This window comes from Thioalkalivibrio sp. (assembly GCF_041685615.1).
Lineage (GTDB): Bacteria > Pseudomonadota > Gammaproteobacteria > Ectothiorhodospirales > Ectothiorhodospiraceae > Thioalkalivibrio.
The window spans coordinates 1-20,135 of record NZ_JAWLFK010000004.1 but is presented as its reverse complement, the minus strand read 5'-3'; the positions used below and the strand labels follow the sequence as shown (position 1 = coordinate 20,135).

Sequence of the window (20,135 nt, the reverse complement as noted above, 5' to 3'; positions counted from 1 at the left end):
CACGCGCCATACACACCAAGCCGGGAGGCAATCATGGCCGAAATCAAGCTGCAAGGTAATCCGATCAACACCAACGGCGACCTGCCGCACGTGGGCTCGCCGGCCCCGGACTTCAAGCTGACCAACAAGGATCTGCAGGACGTCTCGCTGGCCGACTTCGGCGACAAGCGCAAGCTGATCTCCATCGTGCCCAGCCTGGATACCCCGGTCTGCGCCGACTCCACCAAGAAGTTCAACGAGATGGTTGCCAGTCGTCCGGATCTCGAGGTCCTGATCGTCTCCGCCGACCTGCCGTTCGCGATGAGCCGGTTCTGCGCCGCCGAGAACCTGGAGCGCGTGACCGTGCTGTCGATGATGCGCGATCGCAACTTCGCCAAGGACTACGGCGTGCTGATCCAGGACGGCCCGCTGGCCGGGATCACCGCCCGTGGCGTGGTCGTGCTGGATACCGACAACCTGGTGATGCACGCCCAGCTGGTCTCCGAGATCGGCGACGAGCCGGACTACGACGCCGCGTTCGCGGCCCTGGATGACCGGGCCAACCTGAGCCCGACCCAGTAACCGGCCGGAGTCCCTCCGCGCCGCCGGCGGCCGGGCCCCCGTGCCCGGTCGCCGTCACCCGAATACGCAAGCGAGAAACCGCTATGAGTACCACAGACGCCAATCTGATCTTCGAACGTTCCCGTGCCGGCCGCTCGGCCGTGGCCCAGGCGCCGCGCGCCCATGCCGCGACCCGGATCCCCGCGAACCTGCAGCGCACGTCCGCGCCGGGTCTGCCGGCCGCCTCGGAACTGGACGTGGTGCGGCACTACACGCGGTTGTCGCAGAAGAACTTCTCCATCGACACCGAGTTCTATCCGCTGGGCTCGTGCACGATGAAATACAACCCGCGGGCCTGTAACAGCCTGGCGATGCTGCCCGGGTTCCTGAACCGGCATCCGCACGCCCCGGCCAGCCACAGCCAGGGCTTCCTGCAGACGATGTTCGAGCTGCAGGACATGCTGAAGGAAGTGACCGGCATGAAGGCCGTGTCGCTGGCCCCGATGGCCGGCGCCCAGGGCGAGTACACCGGGGTGGCCATGATCCGCGCCTACCACGATGCCCGGGGCGACACCGAGCGCCGCGAGATCATCGTCCCGGATGCCGCGCACGGCACCAACCCGGCCACCGCGATCATGTGCGGCTATGAGGTGCGCGAGATCCCCACCGACGAGACCGGCGACGTGGACCTCGAGGCCCTGAAGGCCGCTGTGGGTCCGCAGACGGCCGGGATCATGCTGACCAATCCGTCCACCGTGGGCGTGTTCGAGCGGCGCATCTCCGAGATCGCGAAGATCGTCCATGACGCCGGCGGGCTGCTGTACTACGACGGCGCGAACCTCAACGCCATCCTCGGCAAGGTGCGTCCGGGCGACATGGGCTTCGACGTGATCCACATGAACCTGCACAAGACCTTCTCCACGCCGCATGGCGGTGGTGGACCGGGTTCCGGTGCCGTGGGCGTGGCGGAACGCCTGCTGCCGTTCATGCCGATCCCGCACGTGATCGAAGCCGAGCAGGGCGGCTACCGCTTTGCCGAGGAATCCGATCGTCCGCAGAGCATCGGGCGCCTGTCCGCGTTTGCCGGGAACGCCGGTGTGCTCCTGCGGGCCTATATCTACATGCGCATGCTGGGGCGCGAGGGCATGGTGCGGGTCTCCGAATTCTCGACCCTGAATGCCAACTACCTGGCGCGCGAACTGGCCGCAGCCGGGTTCGACCTGGCCTATCCCAAGCGCCGTGCCACCCACGAGTTTATCGTGACCATGAAGAAGCAGGCCAAGGAACGTGGACTGACTGCGGGCGATGTGGCCAAGCGCCTGCTCGACCACGGCTACCATGCGCCGACCACCTACTTCCCGCTGCTGGTGCCGGAGTGCCTGCTGGTGGAGCCGACCGAGACCGAGTCGAAGGAGACCCTGGACAGTTTTGTCGAGGCGATGGCCTGCATCCTCGCCGAGTCGGAGAACGACATGGACACCATCAAGAGCGCGCCGCACACGTTGCCGAACCGGCGCTTCAACGAGGTGGCCGCAGCCAAGGCGCTGGACGTTGTGTTCCAGCCCGCCGAGGACGGGGATGCCCGCGCGCCGCGAACCGGTACACACGGCTGACGGGAGTTCCCGGGCCAGCCCCGGGGCTTCCTGCTCCGTCCTGAACCGCCCCCCGCATCCCGGGGGCGGTTCCGTTTTGCAGGTAAGTAAACGCGTTTTTGTGGGGTCAAGCGGAAACCGGACGGGTTATCTGGTAGTTTCTGGACCCGGTCTAATCACGTGCTGCCAGGCCCGCGGGCAGCCGACACGTGATTGAGTGTCGACGAAGCCTCCCTCGAGAGGGGCGCAGACGGGCAAGGATGCGTTCCCCAATGAGCGAAATTTGTGCCATCCATGGCTATGCGGCGCTGTTCGAGCATGCGCCGGTGGGGCTGGCCGAGATGGATACCGAGGGGCGCATCCTGCGCGCCAATCCCCGCCTGGGCGCCCTGCTGGCCTGTGACCCGGCGGATCTGACCGATGCGTTCCTGAAAGCGCATGTCTGCCCGGATGATCGGGATCGCTTCGAGGACCGGCGTCATGCCTTGCTGAACGGCAAATGCGCCAACTGCAGCTTCGAGGCGCGTCTGCTGGACGCCACCGACCAGGCATGCTGGGTGGAGTTGACGGTCAGCCGGATCCCGGCCACCGCGGACTGCCCCGAAGCCCTGCTCGTGGCGGTCGCCGATATTGGCGTGCGCAAGGAGACGGAGCAGCGTACCGAGACCCTGCTGCGCGCCAGTCCGGCCGTGATCTACGCCATGGACCCCTCGGACTTCGGCACCATGACCTGGCTCAGTCCCAACGTGCAGGCCGTTACTGGCTGGACGCCAGAGCAGATTACCGGCCAGCCGGACTGGTTGCAGGCCCATCGGGTCCGCGAGGATTACCGGCGTTGCACCGGACAGGTGAAGCGCTGGCTGGCCCAGGGTGCGCGCGGATTCTGTCGCCTGAGCTATCGCCAGCGCATGCCCAGCGGGCACTGGCAATGGCTGGAGGATCAGGTTACCGCGATCCGCGACGGTCAGGGCGCGGTCGTCGAACTGGTGGGTGCCTTCCAGGACGTGGGGGCGCGGGAGGAGACCGAGCGCCACCTGGAGAAGATCGCCCACAACCTGCCCGGGGTGATCTACCAGTACCGTCAGTACCCGGATGGCCGGGCGTCGCTCCCGTATGCCAGTGAGGGCATGGCTGACGTATACGGCGTGACGCCCGAGGCCGTGAGGCATGATGCCAGCCCTGCCTTCGAAGTCATCCACCCGGATGATGTCGAGCGGGTTGTCGCCAGCATCGAGGCCTCCATGCGCTGCCTGGAGCCCTGGCGCCAGCGCTATCGCGTGCGCCACCCCGGGCGTGGCGAAATCTGGGTCGAGGGGCACTCCAGCCCCGAGGCACTGGAGGACGGCAGTGTCCTCTGGTTCGGGGTGATCCTGGATATCACCGAGCGGGTGCGGGCGGAGGCGGCGCTTCATCTGCGCGAGAGCGAACTGGCCGAGGCCCAGCGCATTGCGCATATCGGCAACTGGGTGTCGGACTTTTCCCGCAACGAGCTCCGCTGGTCCGACGAGGTCTTCCGGATCTTCGGGATGCGACGTGGCGAGTGGGGCGGGACGCACGCCGCCTTCCTGCAGGCGGTTCATCCGGAGGACCGCGACCGGGTTCAGGCCGAGGTGGATGCGGCGCTGGCCGAGGGAGGCTCTTTCGATACCGTGCATCGCGTGCTGCGTGCCGACGGGGAGGAGCGCGTGGTGCACGAACGTGGTTACGTGGAGGTCGACGCGGATGGCCGCGTGCTGCGCATGATCGGGACCGTGCAGGACATCACCGAGCGGCACCACCTGGAGCAGGAGCAGCGGTTGCTCGCGGCGACTTTCGACAGCAGTCAGGCGATCTTCATCACCGATGGCGAGGGGACGATTCAGCGCGTCAACGCGACCTTCACCGAGCTTACGGGCTTCACCGAGGCCGATGCGGTAGGGCGCAATCCCCGGATCATGAACTCGGGGCTGCAGGACCGCAGCTTCTACCAGGAGATGTTCGAGTCCGTGCACGCGCGTGGCTACTGGTCCGGCGAGGTATGGAACCGGCGCAAGAACGGGGAGATCTTCCCCCTGCACGAGATCGTCACCGCGATCCGCGATGCCAGCGGGGCGATCGAGTACTACATCGCCATGTTTCATGACATCTCCCGGCAGAAGGAACTGGAGGCCGCGCTGGAGTACCAGGCCTTTTACGACCCGTTGACCGATGCCGCCAACCGGGGCCATTTCGAGGCGTTGCTGGAACAGGAGGCACGGCGGGCGGAGCGCTACGGCGATCCCTGTTCGCTGGTGATGCTGGACCTGGATCACTTCAAGCGGATCAACGACACTCATGGCCACGATGTCGGGGACGAGGTCCTGCGCCGGGTCGTCACGGTGTCGGGAGAACGCCTGCGCCAGTCCGATGTGCTGGGACGCTGGGGCGGCGAGGAGTTCATGGTCCTGCTGCCAAGCACCAACGCTCCTGCGGCCTGCGGCCTGGCGGAGGATCTGCGGGGTCAGATCGCCGCGCTGGAGTTGCCCCATGTGGGGCACGTGACCATCAGCCTGGGGGTGGCCGAGTGTCGCCGCGGCGAGGCCATCAAGGACTGGACCAAGCGCGCGGACGACGCGATGTACCGGGCCAAGCGCTCGGGGCGCAATCGGGTGGTATGGCAGGATTGACGCCAACCGCTACCCTCCCGGGAGAGGTTTGATGGATCCTGCGGAGCATGCAGGCGCGGGCTTGTTCCACCGGGCCGCGGTGGGGCTGGTGCTTCTGGAGGCCAGTGGGCGCATCCATGCGGCCAACGCGCGCCTGGCGGAATGGCTGGGCTGCGCGGTGGAAGACCTCCAGGGTGTACGGCTGGCCGATTGTGTGCCGCAAGGGCAGAACAAGGCGTTGATCGACGCCCTCGCGCGCTCCGGCTCGGCGGAAGTGACCCTGGAGCTTTCGCTCAGGGCGCCGAACGTCGACGAGGGCACGGCGGTTGCCTGCACGCTGGTGCTGGCGCCCGACCCGGACGGGCGGCTTGCCACCGTCCAGCGCCGGTCGCCGGGGGACTCCGCCGCCCAGGTCTACGAACAGACCTTTACCGCCAATGCCGCCCCGAAGCTGCTGATCGACCCCGTAGACGGCAGGATCATCGATGCCAATCCGGCCGCGCAGTCGTTCTACGGCTATTCGGCCGAGACGCTGAAGCGCATGTGCATCCAGGACATCAATACCGGTTCGGCGGACGAGGTGCATGCGGAGATGGAGCGGGCGGCGCGCGAGGAACGCCGCTTCTTCCGCTTTCGCCACCGCATTTGCGGGGGCGAGATTCGCGATGTCGAGGTGTACTCGGGCCCGGTGTTGCTGGACGGGAACCGGTACCTCTACTCGATCATCCATGACGTGTCGGAGGCCCGTCGCTACGAACACGAACTGGAGTTCTACGGCGTGGCCTTCGGTCGCCTCCCGGTGGGGGTCTACCGCAACACCCCGGGGCCGGAGGGCCGTTTTGTCCGTCTTAATCCGGCCATGGTGGACCTGTTCGAGGCCGCCAACGAGATCGAACTGCGCTCGACGCCGGTCCACGAGCTCTACCGCGATCCGCTCGAGCGCGAGGCGTTCAGTCGCGAGCTCGAGGCCTATGGGCGGGTCGTCGGTCGCGAAGTGGACCTGAGGACCCTGCGGGGACGGCCCTTCCGTGCCCGGATCACCGCCTACCGGACCGAGGATGCGGATGGCCGGTTCGTGTTCGACGGGGTGATCGAGGATGTCACCGAGCTGCGGGCGGCCGAGGCCTTCCAGACGCGCCTGCTGGGCAGCCTGGCCGAAGGGGTGTTCGGGCTGGATCGCTATGGCCGCTATACTTTCCTGAACCCGGCGGCCTGCCGTCTGCTCGGTTTCGAGAACGAAGGCGATGCCCTCGGGCGGGACGCGCATTCGACCAACCATCACACGCTGGCGGACGGGACACCCTATCCGCCCGAGGCCTGTCCGATCTACCGCGTCCTCGAGACCGGTAAACCGCTGGAGGCCTGGGACGATCACTTCGAGCGTACCGATGGGACCCTGTTTCCCGTGAGTGTCTTTACCGCACCCACGTTTGATGTGTCGGGTCGCGTTGACGGCGCGGTGGTGTCGTTCCAGGACCAGACCGCGCGGCGCGAGCGCGAGGCCCGCCTGCTCAAGGCGACCAGTCATCTTCCCGGCGCCATCTACCAGTACCGCCTGTATCCGGATGGTCGCCATGAGTTCCCGTTCGTCAGCGAGGGGGCCCGGCGGGTCTACGGACTGTCTCCGGACATCATCGAGGCGGATGCCGATGCGGCCTTTGCCCGGGTCAACCCCGAGGATCTTCCACGCATCCAGGCCAGCATCGAGAAGTCGGCGCGCAAGCTGGGGCCCTGGCAGGTGCGTTACCGGGTCCGTCACCCGATACGCGGGACGCTCTGGGTCGAGGGCCGTGCGACGCCGGAAGCACTGCGCCGGGACGGCAGCATCGTCTGGCACGGGGTCATGATCGACATTACCGAGCAAGTGGCGATGGAGGAGACCCTGCGCGAGCGTGGCGAGGAACTGGCTGCGGCGCAGCGCATCGCGCACGTGGGGAGCTGGGTCTGGAGGATCCAGGAGGACCGCACAAGCTGGTCGGAGGAGACCTACCGCATCTTCGGCCTGCGCCGGGAGGATCGGGAGGCGAACTACGCGGGTTTCCTGCAGGCCGTGCACCCGGAGGACCGGGACCGCGTGGCCGCCACGGTGGAATCGGCCCTGGAGACCGGGGATTACGACATTCATTTCCGGGTTCTGCGGCCCGATGGCCTTGAGCGCATGGTCCACAAGCGTGGCGCGGTCGAGCGCGATGCCGGCGGCAAGCCCCGACGCCTGATCGGAACCGTGCAGGACGTGACCGCCCGCCGTGCGCTGGAGGAAAACCTTCGCCGTCTGGTCGGGATCCTGGAGCGCACGCCCGATGTGGTTGGCATGCACGACCCGGACGGCAGCATGCTGTTCCTGAATGCGGGAGGGCGTGAACTGTTCGGGCTGCCACCGGCTCCCGGAGAGCCGTGGGATCCCGAGACTGGATGGAACACGCAGGGCCTGCCGGCCGAGGTGGGGTCCCTGGAGGGAACGATCCGGCGGTTTCATCCGCCCTGGGCCGCGGACTATATCCTGCAGGAGGCAGGCCCGGCCGCAATGCGCGAGGGTATCTGGCAGGGCGAGACCGCCGTGCTGAATGGGGAGGACCGCGAGGTGCCTGTGTCCCAGGTGATCATTGTTAGCCGTGATGATCACGGGCAGGTGCGGCAAGTTTCGACCATCCTGCGCGACATTTCTCAACGCAAGGCCGCGGAGGATGCCCTGCGCGAGAGCGAGGCGCGTTTCCGGCAACTGGCCGGCTCCGTGAACGAGGTCTTCTGGCTGCAGGACGAGCATTCGATCCTGTACGTCAATCCGGCCTACGAGCGGGTCTGGGGATACAGCCGTGAGCACCTGTACCGCGACTCGGCCGCGATGCTGGACGCCGTGGATCCGTAGGACCGCGACCGGGTGGAGGCGGTGTTCCTTTCCGGGACTTTCGGCGACGTAACGGCCGATGAGACCTTCCGCATACGGCGCCCGGCCGGCGAGCAGCGCTGGGTTCGGGTCCGCCGCTATCCGATTGCGGATAGCGAGGGTCGGGTGACCCGGGTGGCCGGCACGGCGGTCGATATCACCGAGCTGAAGGCCACGCAGCAGGAGCTGGAACGCAACCAGGCGGAACTCGAGCGTCAGGCCTTCTATGATCGCCTGACCGGGGTTGCCAACCGGCGGTATTTCGAAAGCCTGCTGGACCGCGAAGTCCGGCGTGCCGAGCGATATGGACAGGGGTTTGCGCTGGTGATGTTCGATCTCGATCACTTCAAGAAGGTCAACGACACCTATGGCCATGCCGCCGGGGATGTGGTGTTGCAGGAAGTGACCCGGGTCGCGGGCGAGCGCCTGCGCAGCGTGGACGTACTCGGACGTTGGGGGGGCGAGGAGTTCATGGTCCTGCTGCCGGGCGCCGCAGCGAACGAAGGCGCCCGGGTGGCGGAGTTAATCCGGTCGCGAGTGGCCGGGCGTGCCTTTCCCCGTGTGGGCGAGGTGACCGTGAGCCTCGGCGTGGCGGCATTCCATTCCGGAGAGCCGCGCGGCGAGCTGCTGCGGCGCGTCGACGAGGCGCTCTACCGCGCCAAGCGCGAGGGCCGCAACCGGGCGGCCCTCGCGCCGCCGCCCGCCGCATGACCGGGCGCACCGAGGGGAATCCGGGTGGCGCATAGTGGCCGGCGTGGCCTGAGTCGGGTACTGCATGCCTTTGGGTATTCCTGGCGCGGGCTGCGCGACGCATATCAACACGAGTCTGCGTTTCGTCAGGAGCTGGCGCTACTGGCGGTATTGCTGCCGCTGGCGATCGGGTTGGGCGAGAGCGGAGTGGAGCGGGCACTGCTCGCTGGCAGCGTCCTGTTGATCCTGGTCGTGGAACTGCTGAACTCCGCGGTGGAGGCGACAATCGACCGGTTTGGCGACGAACGCCATCCGCTGTCGGCCCGCGCCAAGGACATGGCCTCGGCCGCGGTGCTGGTCAGTTTCCTCCTGGCGGCGCTGGTGTGGGGGCTGATCCTGCTCTGACCGCGGTGGGGCATCCGGGCCTTTTCCCTGCGTTCGTCCGGAGAACCGCTGTGCGGTTTCCGGGATGACGGCACAGGAGGGTGGAGCGGCGATGCGCGGTGTCCGAAGGTGGGGATGCGTATCCGTCAGGAGCCGTTATGCGCCATGCAGTCGGTGAAGCCGTCCGCCATGCCCTGCATCAAGTGGAACCAGGCGTCCGGGCCGGATTCCAGCTCGGCACCGATCGGATCGAGTATGCCGAGCCGGGTGCCGGTACCTTCGGCCACGGTCTCTGCCAGCGCCGGGCGGAATTGCGGCTCGGTAAACAGGCATAGGATATCGCCCTCGGCCAGGCGCGTGCGCAGCTCGGACAACCGGCGGGCCCCCGGCATGCGTGACGGATCGACGCTGATGGAGCCGGCCGCGTCCAGGCCGTAGTGCCGTTCGAAGTACTGGTAGGCGTCGTGGAATACCATGAAGCGCTGGTCGCGTACCGGGGCCAGTTGCGCCGCGAGATCGGTATCCAGGTCGTCGATGCGCTGGAGCAGGCGGTCCCGGTTGTCCCGGATCCTTGCGGCCTGTTCCGGATCGAGTTCCGCGATGCGCTCCGCGAGCTGTTCGACGATGGCACGTGCCACGGCCGGCGACAGCCACAGGTGACTGTCGTAATCGCCATGTGCATCCCCGTTCCTGTCGTCATGCGCGGGTCCGTGATGATCCGACCCGTGAGCACCGTCGTCATGCTCGTGTGCATGATCCTCGTGTCCGTCGTGATCGTCGTGGGCATGACGGTCATGTCCGTGATCGCCGTGATCGTCATGCCCATGGTCGCCATGGTCATGATGGCCTTCCCATACCCCGCCGCTACGGCCCTCCAGCAGGGGCAGGTCCAGGTCGTGCATCAGGCTGATCACGGTCGCCCGCTCGGAGATCCCGCGCAGTGGGCGCTCGAGAAAGCCTTCCAGTTCCGGACCCACCCAGATGATCAGGTCGGCCTGTTGCAGGCGTCGTGCCTCGGAGGGCCGCATGGCGTAGCCGTGGGGCGAGGCACTGGCTGGGACCAGCAGTTCGACCTCGTGGGTGTCGCCGGCCAGCGCGGCAACCAGGCTGTGGATGGGTAGAATCGAGGTGACAATGCGCGGACTGTCGTCGGCCTGTGCGGGTGTGGCCAGTGCCAGGAGCAACGTCAGGGCCAGCAACAGGGCGGGCACGGTCGGGCGGCGGACTGCGGAACGCATCGGCGGATTCTCCATCGGGGCCATTAACGTTATAGTATATCAATATGAGTCGCAAAGACCCCACCGAGCCCGCCGCGGCGGAAATCGATGCATCACCCTTGCTGGCGGCCCGCGACGTGTCACTGGAACGCGCCGGACGGGTGATCCTGGACCATGTCTCGGTCCAGGTGCGCCCGGCCGAGGTGACCGTGGTGATCGGCCCCAACGGGGCGGGAAAGACCTCGCTATTGCGGGTCCTGCTGGGGCTGTGGAAGCCGGGACAGGGCCGGGTACAGCGCCGACGCGGGCTGCGTATCGGTTACATGCCGCAGCGCCTGCAGATCGAGCCGGTGCTGCCACTGTCGGTGCGGCGTTTCCTGACGCTGCGCCAGCGGGCCCCGGAGGCCGTCCTGCGCGAAGGCCTGGAGCGGGTCGGCGTGCCGCATCTGCTGCACAAGCCGGTGCAGTCGCTCTCCGGCGGCGAGATGCAGCGGGTGCTGCTGGCGCGCGCCCTGCTCAATCGACCGAACCTGCTGGTGCTGGACGAACCCGCCCAGGGGGTGGATATCGTCGGCCAGGGCGAGGTGTTCAAGCTGATTGATGACATCCGCCACGAGACCGGCTGCGGGGTGCTGATGGTGTCGCACGACCTGCATCTAGTCATGGCCGGGGCCGACGCGGTGATTTGCCTGAACCAGCATGTGTGCTGCACTGGCCGGCCGGAGGAGGTGTCGCGGCATCCCGAGTACCAGCGCCTGTTTCCGGAGACGGACATGCAGGGGATCGGGGTCTACAGGCACGATCACGACCACGTGCACGATGTGGCCGGGGATGTGCACGAACATCACGCCGGCTGCGGCCATGCCCGCCGGCCCGGTCCGGGGAGCGACTCCCGATGATGGGTGGCTTGCTTGACGATTTTTTGATGCGTGCCCTGCTGGCGGGGCTGATGGTGGCCGCCGTCGCGGGTCCGCTGGGGGCCTTCGTGGTCTGGCGCCGCATGGCCTATTTCGGGGATACCGTGTCGCATTCGGCGCTGCTGGGCGTCGCGCTGGGTGTGTTGCTGGGGCTAAATCTCAACCTGATGGTCACGCTGGTGTGCGTGGCGATTGCCATCCTGCTGGTGCTGTTGCAGCGGCGCCAGGAACTGGCCTCGGACACCCTGCTTGGGATCCTCGCGCACAGTGCCCTGTCGCTGGGGATTGTCGCGGTGACGTTCATCGAGGGGTTGCGGGTGGACCTGATGGCCTACCTGTTCGGCGACATCCTCGCCGTAGGGACCGGAGACCTGCTGTCCATCGCCATTGGCGGGGGCGTGGCCCTGCTGTTGTTGGTCATGCTGTGGCGCCCGCTGCTGGCGCTGACCGTGCACGAGGAACTTGCCCAGGTGGAGGGTGTGCCGGTGCTGCTGGTGCGGCTGGGTCTGATGCTGCTGATCGCACTGGTGATCGCGGCGGCGATGCAGGTGGTCGGCGTGCTGCTGATCACGGCGCTGATGATTATCCCGGCGGCCAGCGCGCGGCGCTTTGCGGCCACCCCCGAGCAGATGGCGATCCTCGCCGGCATCATCGGCATGCTGGCGGTGGGGGCCGGGCTGTGGGGCTCCTTCCAGTACGACACCCCGACCGGCCCGACCATCGTGGTCGCCGCAATGCTGGGCTTCATCCTGGTCCACCTGCTGCCCGGCCGCCTGATCCCCCACTTCGGCGGGCGCTGAAAACCCCTTACTCACCACAAAGACACGAAGAGACCCTAGGTCAAAACCAAAAAGCTTGCACAGGAAGAAAGGAAGTCTGGAAGGATTCTGAAATGGGACTGTGCCTGCGGCGCGGGTCTGTGCGCGCCGGTTCGCCCTGATTCACATCATTCTTCAAATCTTCCCATCTTCCTGTTAACGCCCTTGACCTGGCTTTTTTCGTATCTGAATAAAAGGGCGCCGGGGATCGGTCAGCGGCGGCGTTCGAGGCGTTCGAAGGTGAAGGGGCAGGCGTGGCGTTCGTCGGCGTCGTGGTACTCGGACCAGACGACATCCCAGTCCGCGGGGTCGAGGGCGGGAAAGAAGGTGTCGCCGGCGTGGCACTCGTGCACCCGGGTCACGTGCAGCACGTCGGCGCGTGGCAGGGCCTCCTCGAACAGGCCGGCGCCGCCGATCACGAAGGCCGGGCCGGCCTTGATGGTGGCCAGCGCTGCATCCAGATCGCGATAGACCTCGACGCCATCCGCGTGCCAGTCCGTCTGTCGTGTCAGCACCAGGTTGCGGCGTTTCGGCAGCGGCCGTCCGATGGATTCGAACGTGCGCCGTCCCATGATCATCGGGTGGCCATCGGTGACCCGCTTGAAGTGCTGCAGGTCCTTGGGCAGGTGCCAGGGCAGGTCGTTGTCGCGTCCGATCACGTGATCCGGATCGAGCGCGACCATCAGGTGGATCTGGGGCTGGGGCATGCGAACTCCGGAAACGCTCAGATGGCGATGGGGGCCTTGATCGGGGGGTGGGACTGGTAGTCGCGCACCTCGATGTCGTCGAAGGTGAAGGCGAACAGGTCGGTGATGTCCGGATTCAGGTGCAGGGTCGGCAGCGGCAGGGGTTCCCGCCCGAGCAGTTCTTCGACCTGCCCCTGGTGGTTGCGGTAGAGGTGGGCGTCGCCGAAGGTGTGGACGAACTCGCCGGGCTTCAGACCGACCACCTGCGCGAGCATGTGGGTCAGCAGGGCGTAGCTCGCGATGTTGAACGGCACGCCGAGGAAGACATCCGCGCTGCGCTGGTAGAGCTGGCAGGAAAGCCGGCCCTCGGCCACGTAGAACTGGAACAGGGTGTGGCAGGGCGCCAGGGCCATTTGCCCGGCCTCCGCGTTGGCCTGTGGGGAGACGGATTCGTCCGGCAGGTCGGCCACGTTCCAGGCGCTGATGATGTGGCGCCGGGAGTGGGGGCGATTCTTCAGGTTGTCGATCAGTTCGGCGAGCTGGTCGTGGCCGGCCCAGTTGCGCCACTGCGCGCCGTAGACAGGACCCAGGTCACCGGCCTCGGTCGCCCATTCGTCCCAGATACGGACCTTGTGGTCGCGCAGGTACCCGACATTGGTATCGCCGGCAATGAACCACAGCAGTTCGTGGACCACCGAGCGCAGGTGGGTGCGCTTGGTGGTGACCAGCGGGAAGCCGTCGGCCAGGTCGAAGCGCATCTGGTAGCCGAACACCGAGCGCGTGCCGGTGCCGGTTCGGTCGGGGCGGTCGGTGCCGTGGTCGCGGATGTGCCGCACCAGATCCAGGTACTGCTGCATCTCAGGAGGCCTCCGGGGCCGGGCGGGGTGCGGGCAGGGGGTTGCGCCGCGACCAGACGATCAGGGCAACGCCGAACAGGATCACCGGCAGGGTCAGGAGCTGCCCCATGGTGAGCCAGTCGAAGGCGAGGTAGCCAAGGTGGGCGTCGGGTACGCGGACGAACTCGACCGCGAACCGGAAACTGCCGTAGAGCGTCAGGAACAGCCCGGAGATCAGTCCGGTACGCCGTGGCTGGCGCGAGACGACCCAAAGCACCACGAACAGCACCAGCCCCTCGAGGAACGCCTGGTACAGCTGCGAGGGGTGGCGCGGAGTGTAGTCCGCGGCCGGAAAGACCATTGCCCAGGGCAGGTCGGTGGGCTTGCCCCACAGCTCGCCGTTGATCCAGTTTCCGATGCGCCCGGCCCCCAGGCCAATCGGGATCAGGGGAGCGATGAAGTCGGTCAGGCGGAAGAACGGCTGGCGGAGCGCGCGGGCGTACAGCCAGCAGGTAACCAGTACGCCGGCCAGCCCGCCGTGGAAGGCCATCCCACCCTCCCAGATGCGGAACAGGCTCAGCGGGTCGGCCAGCGTGGTATCCAGGTTGTAGAACAGGGCATATCCGAAGCGACCGCCGACCACGACGCCGACCACGCCCCAGAACAGCAGGTCGCCGACCTGCCAGGGGTGGAGAGGGTCCCAGTCACGGCTGCGGGTGCGCCAGACCCCGAGGGCCCAGAAGGCAACGAAGCCGACCAGGTACATCAGGCCGTACCAGTACAGGGTCAGCGGGCCGATGGACAACGCGACCGGGTCGATAAACGGGTGTGTGGGCATGGGCGCTTGCGGATGAAAAACCGGGTGCACATGCTACCCGGCCTGACCCCGGCATGCACCTGCATGGGGGGGCAGCCGGATGCATTTTCCAGGAGGCCGCGCAATGAATCGACTGGCCGGGGCCAGCAGCCCGTATCTGCTGCAGCACGCCGACAATCCCGTGGACTGGTATCCCTGGGGCGAGGAGGCGCTGGAACGTGCGCGCCGCGAGGGCAAGCCGATCCTGCTGTCGATTGGCTACTCCGCCTGCCACTGGTGCCACGTGATGGCGCACGAGTCCTTCGAGGACCCGGACACCGCCGCGGTGATGAACGAACGCTTCGTCAGCATCAAGGTGGACCGCGAGGAGCGGCCGGACCTCGATCGCATCTACCAGAACGCGCACATGCTGCTGTCGCAGCGCCCCGGTGGCTGGCCGCTGACGGTCTTCCTCACGCCGGACCAGGTGCCGTTCTTCGCCGGGACGTATTTCCCGAGCACCCCGCGCCATGGCCTGCCGTCGTTCGTGGATCTGATGACCCGGGTGTCCGATTTCCTCGCCGAGCACCCCGACGAGATCCAGCGCCAGAACGAGTCGCTGCAGCAAGCCCTGGGCCGGATCTACCGCCCCGCGGGGGGCGCGATCCCGGCGCTTAGTGTCGTCGACAAGGGGCGCGCGGAACTGGCGAAGACCTTCGACGAATCGTTCGGCGGCTTTGGGGATGCACCCAAGTTTCCCCACCCGGCCTCGCTCGAGTGGCTGGCCTGGCATGCCGCGCGCCATGGCGATGCCGAGGCGGAGCGCATGCTGGCCCGTACCCTGGGTGCGATGGCCGCCGGCGGGATCTTCGATCAGGTGGGCGGTGGCTTTTGCCGCTACTCGGTGGATGCCCGCTGGATGATCCCGCACTTCGAGAAGATGCTCTACGACAACGGGCCGCTGCTGGGGCTGTACGCCCAGCGCGCCGCGCACGGCGACGAACGCGCGCGGCGGGTGGTGGAGTCGACGGTCGCCTGGCTGGAGCGCGAGATGCGGGATCCCTCGGGAGCCTCTTATTCGAGCCTGGACGCGGACTCCGAAGGCGAGGAAGGACGCTTCTATGTCTGGGACCCGGAGACGGTCGAAGCGCTCCTGACGGAGGACGAGTGGGCCGTCGCCAGCCGGGTCTGGGGACTGAACGGCCCGGCCAATTTCGAGGGGTGCTGGCATCTGCACGAGGTGGCACCGGCGGCGACCGTCGCGGATGCGCTGGGGATCGACGAGGCGGAGGCGAACTCGCGCCTGGACCGGGCCCGCGAACGCCTGCTCGCGGCGCGCGAGGACCGGGTGCGGCCGCATCGCGACGAGAAGATCCTGGGTGCCTGGAATGCCCTGATGATCTCGGGCCTGGCGCGGGCCGCGCGCGCACTGGAACGCCCGGAATGGTTGCGCCTGGCACGCGAGGCGATGACCGCCGTGCGCGAGCGTCTGTGGTGCGACGGCCGGTTGTACGCCAGCGTGCGCGAGGGGGCGACCGGCGCGATGCCGCGCGCCTACCTGGACGATCACGCCCTGTTGCTGGAGGCCACGCTGGCGCTGCTGGAGGCCGAGTGGGACAGCGACCTGCTGGCCTGGGCCACCACGCTGGCCGACACCCTGCTGGAGGAATTCGAGGACCGCGAACAGGGCGGTTTCTTCTTCACCGCCCGGGATCACGAGGCCCTGATCCAGCGCCCGAAGGTCTATGCCGACGATGCCATGGCGGCCGGTAACGGGACCGCCGCTCAGGTATTGCAGAAACTCGGGTTCCTGCTATCCGAACCCCGCTACCTGGAGGCGGCCGAACGCACGCTGGCGAACGCCGGCCCGATGGTCGAACAGGCGCCACTGGGCCACATGAGCCTGCTGACCGCGCTGGACATCCATTACCAGGCGCCGGCCCTGGTCGTGCTGCGGGGGGCGGCCGACGAACTTCCCGCGTGGCAGCAGCGACTGCGGGCGCAGGCAGGTCCGGTCTGGAGTTTCGCGATCCCGGCGGCGGCTGGGGACCTGCCCGCCGCGCTGGCGGAGAAGGCGGCTCCGGAGACGGGCGTTCGGGCCTATCTCTGCCGCGGCCTGCGATGCGAGTCGCCGGTGTCCGATCCTGCTGCGCTGGAAGACGCACTCGTGCGAGGTTGAATCGCCCCGTCTCGCACCCGCGGTAGAATAGGTCAGCCCCCATGTAGGAGCAGGCGAATTCCGGCTTTGGCTGGACGTTCGCCTGCAAGCAGGCTCCTGCGGAAATTGACCGATTCATTGCAAAAGGGAATGTTCGAATGAGCGAGAAGAAGCTGATGGATTTCGTCGCCGAGGCGCGAAAGAACGTGAAGGAGATCGCCCCGGCGGATCTCGCCGAGAAGATGGAGAACGGCGAGGACTGGCTGGTGGTGGATGTGCGCGAGCCCTACGAGTTCGAAAAGATGCACGCGCCGAATTCCATCCTCGTCCCGCGCGGCCTGCTGGAGGGTGCCGCCGATCCCAACACCCCGCACCGCATTGATGCGCTGGTGAACGCGCGCGAGAAGCCGGTGGCCGTGATGTGCGCAACCGGCGGCCGTGCCGCGATGTCCGTACAGCGACTGCAGGACATGGGCTTTACCAACGTGGTGAACATCGCCGGCGGGATCAAGAGCTGGGAAGGCGAGGACCTGCCGGTGGAATCCGGCGCCTACACGGGCCCGCTGCCGTAGTAAGGGCTGGTGGGGCGGGGGGCAGAGGGGCCTCCGCCTCGAACGGAGCCGTTTACGGACTTTGTTCCGGCGGCAGATTCATCCGGGTGTCATCGTTCCTACACGGAGCGGTCAACCGCGCGGCGTAGTCTCCGGGACAGTTCAACCGGAGGTCGCCACCATGAGCGAACCGCAGCTGTCCCCACCTACACCGATCGCGCCGAACGACACCGCCTACCGCGTCCATCTCGCGTCCAGCCCGTCGGACCTCGAGGCGGCCCAGCGCCTGCGCCACGAGGTCTTCGCCGGCGAGATGGGGGCCGCGCTTCCGGATACCGGGTCCGGTCTGGACCGGGATCCCCTGGACCCCTACTGTCATCACCTGCTGGTGCGCGAACGGCGCTCCGGAACGGTGGTTGCCTGCACGCGCATCCTGACCGAGGAGAGCGCCAGCACGGCCGGTGGCTTCTACTCGCTGTCCGAATTCGAACTGGGCCCGTTGATGAATCTCCCGGGGAAGACCCTGGAGATCGGCCGCACCTGCGTGCGCGCGGATCATCGCCAGGGGGCCGCGATCAATGCGCTGTGGACCGGCCTGGCGCGGTTCATGAACGCCCATCGCTACGACTATCTGATGGGCTGTGCGAGCCTGCCCTTGAGCGAGCAGACGCCGGCCCAGCTGGCCTGGCTACGCCTGTTCCATCGCGCGCCATCACGTCTGCGGGTGGCGCCGCGCCGCCCGCTGCCCAACGCCCTGACCATCTGCCATGGCACGCCCAGTCGTACCGGGCTGCCGCCGCTGCTGAAAGCCTACCTTCGCCTGGGCGCCCGGGTCTGTGGCGAGGCCAGTTTCGATCCCGACTTCAACGTGGCCGACGTGCTCGTTCTGCTGGATGTGCGCGCCATGCCGGACCGTTACCATCGGCACTTCATGGGCGCTATGGCGCCCGCAAGCCGAGGAACGGAGCATGACCGGAACACCGCGGGCACTGGGTAGGCTGATGCGCATCGTGCTGCACATGCTGGCGGGGGTCTGGCTGACCTGGTGGATGGTCCGCCGTGACGCCGACTTCGCGGAACGCAGCCGCATCCGCCGCGCCTGGTACGACCGCGCGCTGTGGATCGTGGGTGTGCGGCTCCGGATCCATGGCGAGGAACCCCGGCGTACGTCACTGGTGGTGGCCAACCATGTCTCCTGGCTGGATATCCCGCTGATCGGCACCGCGATGGACACCTGTTTCCTCTCCAAGGCGGAGATCGCGCGTTGGCCGATCATCGGCTGGCTCGGCCGTCAGCATGACACCCGCTTCATCGAACGCGGGGCCAATCAGGCGTCGGCCCACTTCGAGGCGATGCGGGACGGGCTCGACGAGGGCCTGCAGTTCGTGGTGTTCCCGGAAGGCACGACCAGCCGCGGCGAGTTCGTGCGCCGGTTTCATCCGCGACTGTTTGCGGCCGTGGCCGGCACCCAGCATCCGGTGCAGCCGGTGGCGCTGGCCTACGAAGGCATGCCGAACGGCCCGGTGCCGGTGTCCTACGCGGAAGACGATCGCCTGATCTCGAATGTCTGGAAGCTGTTGTGTCGACGCGAGACGCACGTGGACCTGCATCTTCTGGCCCCGCTGGAATCCGCCAACCAGGATCGGCGCAGTCTGGCCGACGGCGCCCGCAGCGCCATTGTCGATGTGCTCGGCCTGCCGGTCGATCCGCCTTCGGGGCGGGCAACCGCCCGCGCTTCTTCATAGCGACGGGCGGGGAGGGGGGCAGCATGATGTCCGGATCCGGCACCGAATGCCCCCGCCCCTCCCGCACCCGTCTGAACCTTGCCCTGGTGACCGAGACCTGGCCACCGGAGGTGAATGGCGTGGCGCATACCCTCGCGCGGCTGGTCGAGGGGATGCGTGACCGTGGTCATCGCGTGCAGGTGTTCCGCCCGCAGCAACCGGGCGAGCCGGCGGCTCCGCGCGAGGATCCCGACGACCCGGTGTTCCGTGACCACCGGCTTGCGGGCCTGCCGCTGCCGGGTTACAGCGGTCTGCGTCTGGGTCTCCCCGCCCGGCGCCGGTTGCAGACCCTGTGGACCGAGAACCGACCGGATGCCGTGTACATCGCCACCGAGGGCCCGCTGGGGCACTCCGCCCTGCAGGCGGCGCGGCGCCTCGGAATCCCCGTCGCGTCGGGATTCCATACCCACTTCGACGGCTATGCCCGCTACTACGGGATGGGCTGGCTGACGCCCGTGGTGCGGGCCGTGCTGCGACGCTTTCACAACCGCTGCGGCGTCACGCTGGCTCCCACGCGGGCACTGGCCGCCACCCTGGCGGCGCAGGGGTTCGAGCGCGTGCGGGTGATGGCCCGCGGTGTCGACATCCGCCGCTTTACGCCGGCACGCCGCTCGTCACGCCTGCGTCGGCAGTGGGGCGCCAGTACGTCCATGCCGGTGGTGTTGTACGTGGGCCGTCTGGCGCCGGAGAAAAACCTCGCCCTGGTCGTGGACGCCTTTCGCGCCCTGCAGGAGCAACGGCCCGAGGCCCGCCTGGTACTGGTGGGTGACGGACCCTCGCGCGCCGGCCTGGAGCGGGCGCATCCGGATCTGATCTTTACCGGGCAGCAGCTGGGCCAGGCCCTGGCCCAGCACTACGCCAGTGCCGACCTGTTCCTGTTCCCGTCCACCTCCGAGACTTTCGGCAACGTGGTAATCGAGGCCATGGCCAGCGGGCTCCCGGTGCTGGCCTTCGATACCGCCGCCGCTCATGAACACATCGTCAACGGCGTGAGCGGGGCGCGGGTGCCACGGACGGGGGAGGCGGGCGTCGACGCCATGGCCTTCATCGAGGCCGCTGTGGAAATCGCCCGATTGGCGGGAGCCTGGCACGAGATGGGACGACATGCCCGGGCCCGGGCGCGGGGTCTCGATTGGGTGGAGGTCGTGGCCGAGTTCGAAACGGTTTGTCTGGAAATCCTGGGAGAGCCGCGTGATGCGAGTCCTGCAATGGATGGATGAACTGGAGCTGGCGATCTGCGAGCAGTTCAACCATTACAATCGGCGCCGCGTCGTCAGCGGGTTCTTTGGCTGGATCAGCCGCCTGGGCGACGGGGCCATCTGGTATGGGCTGATGCTTGCCCTGCCGTTGGTTCATGGGTCGCAGGCGGCGTGGGTCAGCCTGCAGATGGCCGTGGTGGGGCTGGTTTCGCTGCCGGTGTACAAGTGGCTGAAGCGGCGTACCAGCCGGCGCCGTCCCTGCCATCGCGATCGCCCGTTCGCGCGCACGGTGGATCCATTGGACGAGTTCAGCTTTCCCTCCGGTCACACCATGCACGCGGTGGGCTTTACCGTGGTCCTGGTGGCATGGTTCCCGGTCTGGGCCTGGCTGGTGGTGCCGTTCGCGGCGCTGGTGGCCGCCTCGCGGCTGGTGCTGGCCCTGCACTATCCCAGCGATGT

At 67.5% G+C, this 20,135-nt stretch carries 16 protein-coding genes and 1 pseudogene; 13 read left to right on the top strand and 4 right to left on the bottom strand.

The window, feature by feature from the left end; all coding sequences use genetic code 11:
• Positions 1–33: 33 nt before the first annotated feature.
• From tpx to ACESLR_RS01310, 5 genes and pseudogenes are all read left to right on the top strand, one after another.
• Positions 34–561 (top strand): thiol peroxidase, encoded by a 528-nt coding sequence (gene tpx / locus ACESLR_RS01330; RefSeq protein ID WP_373024066.1) that lies wholly within the window; start codon positions 34–36, stop codon positions 559–561.
• An 83-nt stretch (positions 562–644) separates the two neighbouring features.
• Positions 645–2,153 (top strand): aminomethyl-transferring glycine dehydrogenase subunit GcvPB, encoded by a 1,509-nt coding sequence (gcvPB, locus tag ACESLR_RS01325; RefSeq protein ID WP_373024067.1) that lies wholly within the window; start codon positions 645–647, stop codon positions 2,151–2,153.
• Positions 2,154–2,404: 251 nt separating this feature from the next.
• Positions 2,405–4,777: a PAS domain-containing protein gene (locus ACESLR_RS01320; RefSeq protein ID WP_373024068.1), complete on the top strand. Its 2,373-nt coding sequence runs from the start codon at positions 2,405–2,407 to the stop codon at positions 4,775–4,777.
• A gap of 31 nt (positions 4,778–4,808) precedes the next feature.
• Positions 4,809–8,351 (top strand): annotated as a pseudogene (locus ACESLR_RS01315) (PAS domain S-box protein).
• A 24-nt stretch (positions 8,352–8,375) separates the two neighbouring features.
• Complete coding sequence (locus tag ACESLR_RS01310; RefSeq protein ID WP_373054329.1) at positions 8,376–8,735, top strand: diacylglycerol kinase; 360 nt, start codon at positions 8,376–8,378, stop codon at positions 8,733–8,735.
• A gap of 125 nt (positions 8,736–8,860) precedes the next feature.
• Here the strand turns inward: ACESLR_RS01310 and ACESLR_RS01305 are convergent, their stop codons facing one another.
• Complete coding sequence (locus tag ACESLR_RS01305) at positions 8,861–9,952, bottom strand: zinc ABC transporter substrate-binding protein (RefSeq protein WP_373026081.1); 1,092 nt, start codon at positions 9,950–9,952, stop codon at positions 8,861–8,863.
• Positions 9,953–10,050: 98 nt separating this feature from the next.
• Here ACESLR_RS01305 and ACESLR_RS01300 point away from each other — a divergent pair, with 98 nt between their 5' ends.
• Together ACESLR_RS01300 and znuB are read left to right on the top strand one after the other, a co-directional pair.
• Positions 10,051–10,830 (top strand): ATP-binding cassette domain-containing protein, encoded by a 780-nt coding sequence (locus ACESLR_RS01300; RefSeq protein WP_373026083.1) that lies wholly within the window; start codon positions 10,051–10,053, stop codon positions 10,828–10,830.
• On the top strand, positions 10,827–11,648 hold the full coding sequence (gene znuB, locus ACESLR_RS01295; RefSeq protein WP_373026079.1) for a zinc ABC transporter permease subunit ZnuB: 822 nt from the start codon (positions 10,827–10,829) through the stop codon (positions 11,646–11,648). The genes ACESLR_RS01300 and znuB overlap by 4 nt, the downstream gene beginning before the upstream one ends.
• Positions 11,649–11,878: 230 nt before the next feature.
• Here the strand turns inward: znuB and ACESLR_RS01290 are convergent, their stop codons facing one another.
• The 3 genes from ACESLR_RS01290 to lgt are packed head-to-tail and all read right to left on the bottom strand — an operon-like array spanning position 11,879 to position 14,026.
• A complete protein-coding gene (locus tag ACESLR_RS01290; RefSeq protein ID WP_373026078.1) occupies positions 11,879–12,373 on the bottom strand; it encodes a dihydrofolate reductase in 495 nt (164 codons plus the stop codon).
• A gap of 17 nt (positions 12,374–12,390) precedes the next feature.
• A complete protein-coding gene (locus tag ACESLR_RS01285) occupies positions 12,391–13,209 on the bottom strand; it encodes a thymidylate synthase (RefSeq protein ID WP_373026077.1) in 819 nt (272 codons plus the stop codon).
• A 1-nt stretch (position 13,210) separates the two neighbouring features.
• Positions 13,211–14,026, bottom strand: coding sequence for a prolipoprotein diacylglyceryl transferase (gene lgt / locus ACESLR_RS01280; protein ID WP_373066592.1), 816 nt, complete (start codon positions 14,024–14,026; stop codon positions 13,211–13,213).
• 103 nt (positions 14,027–14,129) lie between these two features.
• On the opposite strand from lgt, the gene ACESLR_RS01275 reads away from it, so the two are divergent.
• The 6 genes from ACESLR_RS01275 to ACESLR_RS01250 form a co-directional block, all read left to right on the top strand.
• Positions 14,130–16,163 carry a thioredoxin domain-containing protein gene (locus ACESLR_RS01275; protein WP_373066589.1) on the top strand — a complete coding sequence of 678 codons (2,034 nt, stop codon included), beginning with the start codon at positions 14,130–14,132 and terminating at the stop codon, positions 16,161–16,163.
• A gap of 137 nt (positions 16,164–16,300) precedes the next feature.
• Positions 16,301–16,714 carry a rhodanese-like domain-containing protein gene (locus ACESLR_RS01270; RefSeq protein WP_018146120.1) on the top strand — a complete coding sequence of 138 codons (414 nt, stop codon included), beginning with the start codon at positions 16,301–16,303 and terminating at the stop codon, positions 16,712–16,714.
• A gap of 160 nt (positions 16,715–16,874) precedes the next feature.
• A complete protein-coding gene (locus tag ACESLR_RS01265; protein WP_373054735.1) occupies positions 16,875–17,690 on the top strand; it encodes a GNAT family N-acetyltransferase in 816 nt (271 codons plus the stop codon).
• 4 nt (positions 17,691–17,694) lie between these two features.
• Complete coding sequence (locus ACESLR_RS01260; protein ID WP_373054736.1) at positions 17,695–18,438, top strand: lysophospholipid acyltransferase family protein; 744 nt, start codon at positions 17,695–17,697, stop codon at positions 18,436–18,438.
• Between the two features lie 23 nt (positions 18,439–18,461).
• On the top strand, positions 18,462–19,697 hold the full coding sequence (locus ACESLR_RS01255; protein ID WP_373054734.1) for a glycosyltransferase family 4 protein: 1,236 nt from the start codon (positions 18,462–18,464) through the stop codon (positions 19,695–19,697).
• Positions 19,672–20,135 (top strand): phosphatase PAP2 family protein (locus tag ACESLR_RS01250; protein ID WP_373054733.1); only part of this gene is annotated, 464 nt, incomplete at its 3' end. The genes ACESLR_RS01255 and ACESLR_RS01250, both read left to right, overlap by 26 nt.

What these genes read in the sequence shown, in the direction of transcription:
- ACESLR_RS01270 (WP_018146120.1), top strand. Translation starts at nt 16,301, where the DNA reads ATGAGCGAGAAGAAGCTGATGGATTTCGTCGCCGAGGCGCGAAAGAAC.
- ACESLR_RS01275 (WP_373066589.1), top strand. Translation starts at nt 14,130, where the DNA reads ATGAATCGACTGGCCGGGGCCAGCAGCCCGTATCTGCTGCAGCACGCC.
- ACESLR_RS01265 (WP_373054735.1), top strand. Translation starts at nt 16,875, where the DNA reads ATGAGCGAACCGCAGCTGTCCCCACCTACACCGATCGCGCCGAACGAC.
- ACESLR_RS01285 (WP_373026077.1), bottom strand. Translation starts at nt 13,209, where the DNA reads ATGCAGCAGTACCTGGATCTGGTGCGGCACATCCGCGACCACGGCACC.
- ACESLR_RS01255 (WP_373054734.1), top strand. Translation starts at nt 18,462, where the DNA reads ATGATGTCCGGATCCGGCACCGAATGCCCCCGCCCCTCCCGCACCCGT.
- ACESLR_RS01320 (WP_373024068.1), top strand. Translation starts at nt 2,405, where the DNA reads ATGAGCGAAATTTGTGCCATCCATGGCTATGCGGCGCTGTTCGAGCAT.
- ACESLR_RS01290 (WP_373026078.1), bottom strand. Translation starts at nt 12,373, where the DNA reads ATGCCCCAGCCCCAGATCCACCTGATGGTCGCGCTCGATCCGGATCAC.
- ACESLR_RS01305 (WP_373026081.1), bottom strand. Translation starts at nt 9,952, where the DNA reads ATGCGTTCCGCAGTCCGCCGCCCGACCGTGCCCGCCCTGTTGCTGGCC.
- znuB (WP_373026079.1), top strand. Translation starts at nt 10,827, where the DNA reads ATGATGGGTGGCTTGCTTGACGATTTTTTGATGCGTGCCCTGCTGGCG.
- ACESLR_RS01260 (WP_373054736.1), top strand. Translation starts at nt 17,695, where the DNA reads ATGCGCATCGTGCTGCACATGCTGGCGGGGGTCTGGCTGACCTGGTGG.
- lgt (WP_373066592.1), bottom strand. Translation starts at nt 14,026, where the DNA reads ATGCCCACACACCCGTTTATCGACCCGGTCGCGTTGTCCATCGGCCCG.
- tpx (WP_373024066.1), top strand. Translation starts at nt 34, where the DNA reads ATGGCCGAAATCAAGCTGCAAGGTAATCCGATCAACACCAACGGCGAC.
- gcvPB (WP_373024067.1), top strand. Translation starts at nt 645, where the DNA reads ATGAGTACCACAGACGCCAATCTGATCTTCGAACGTTCCCGTGCCGGC.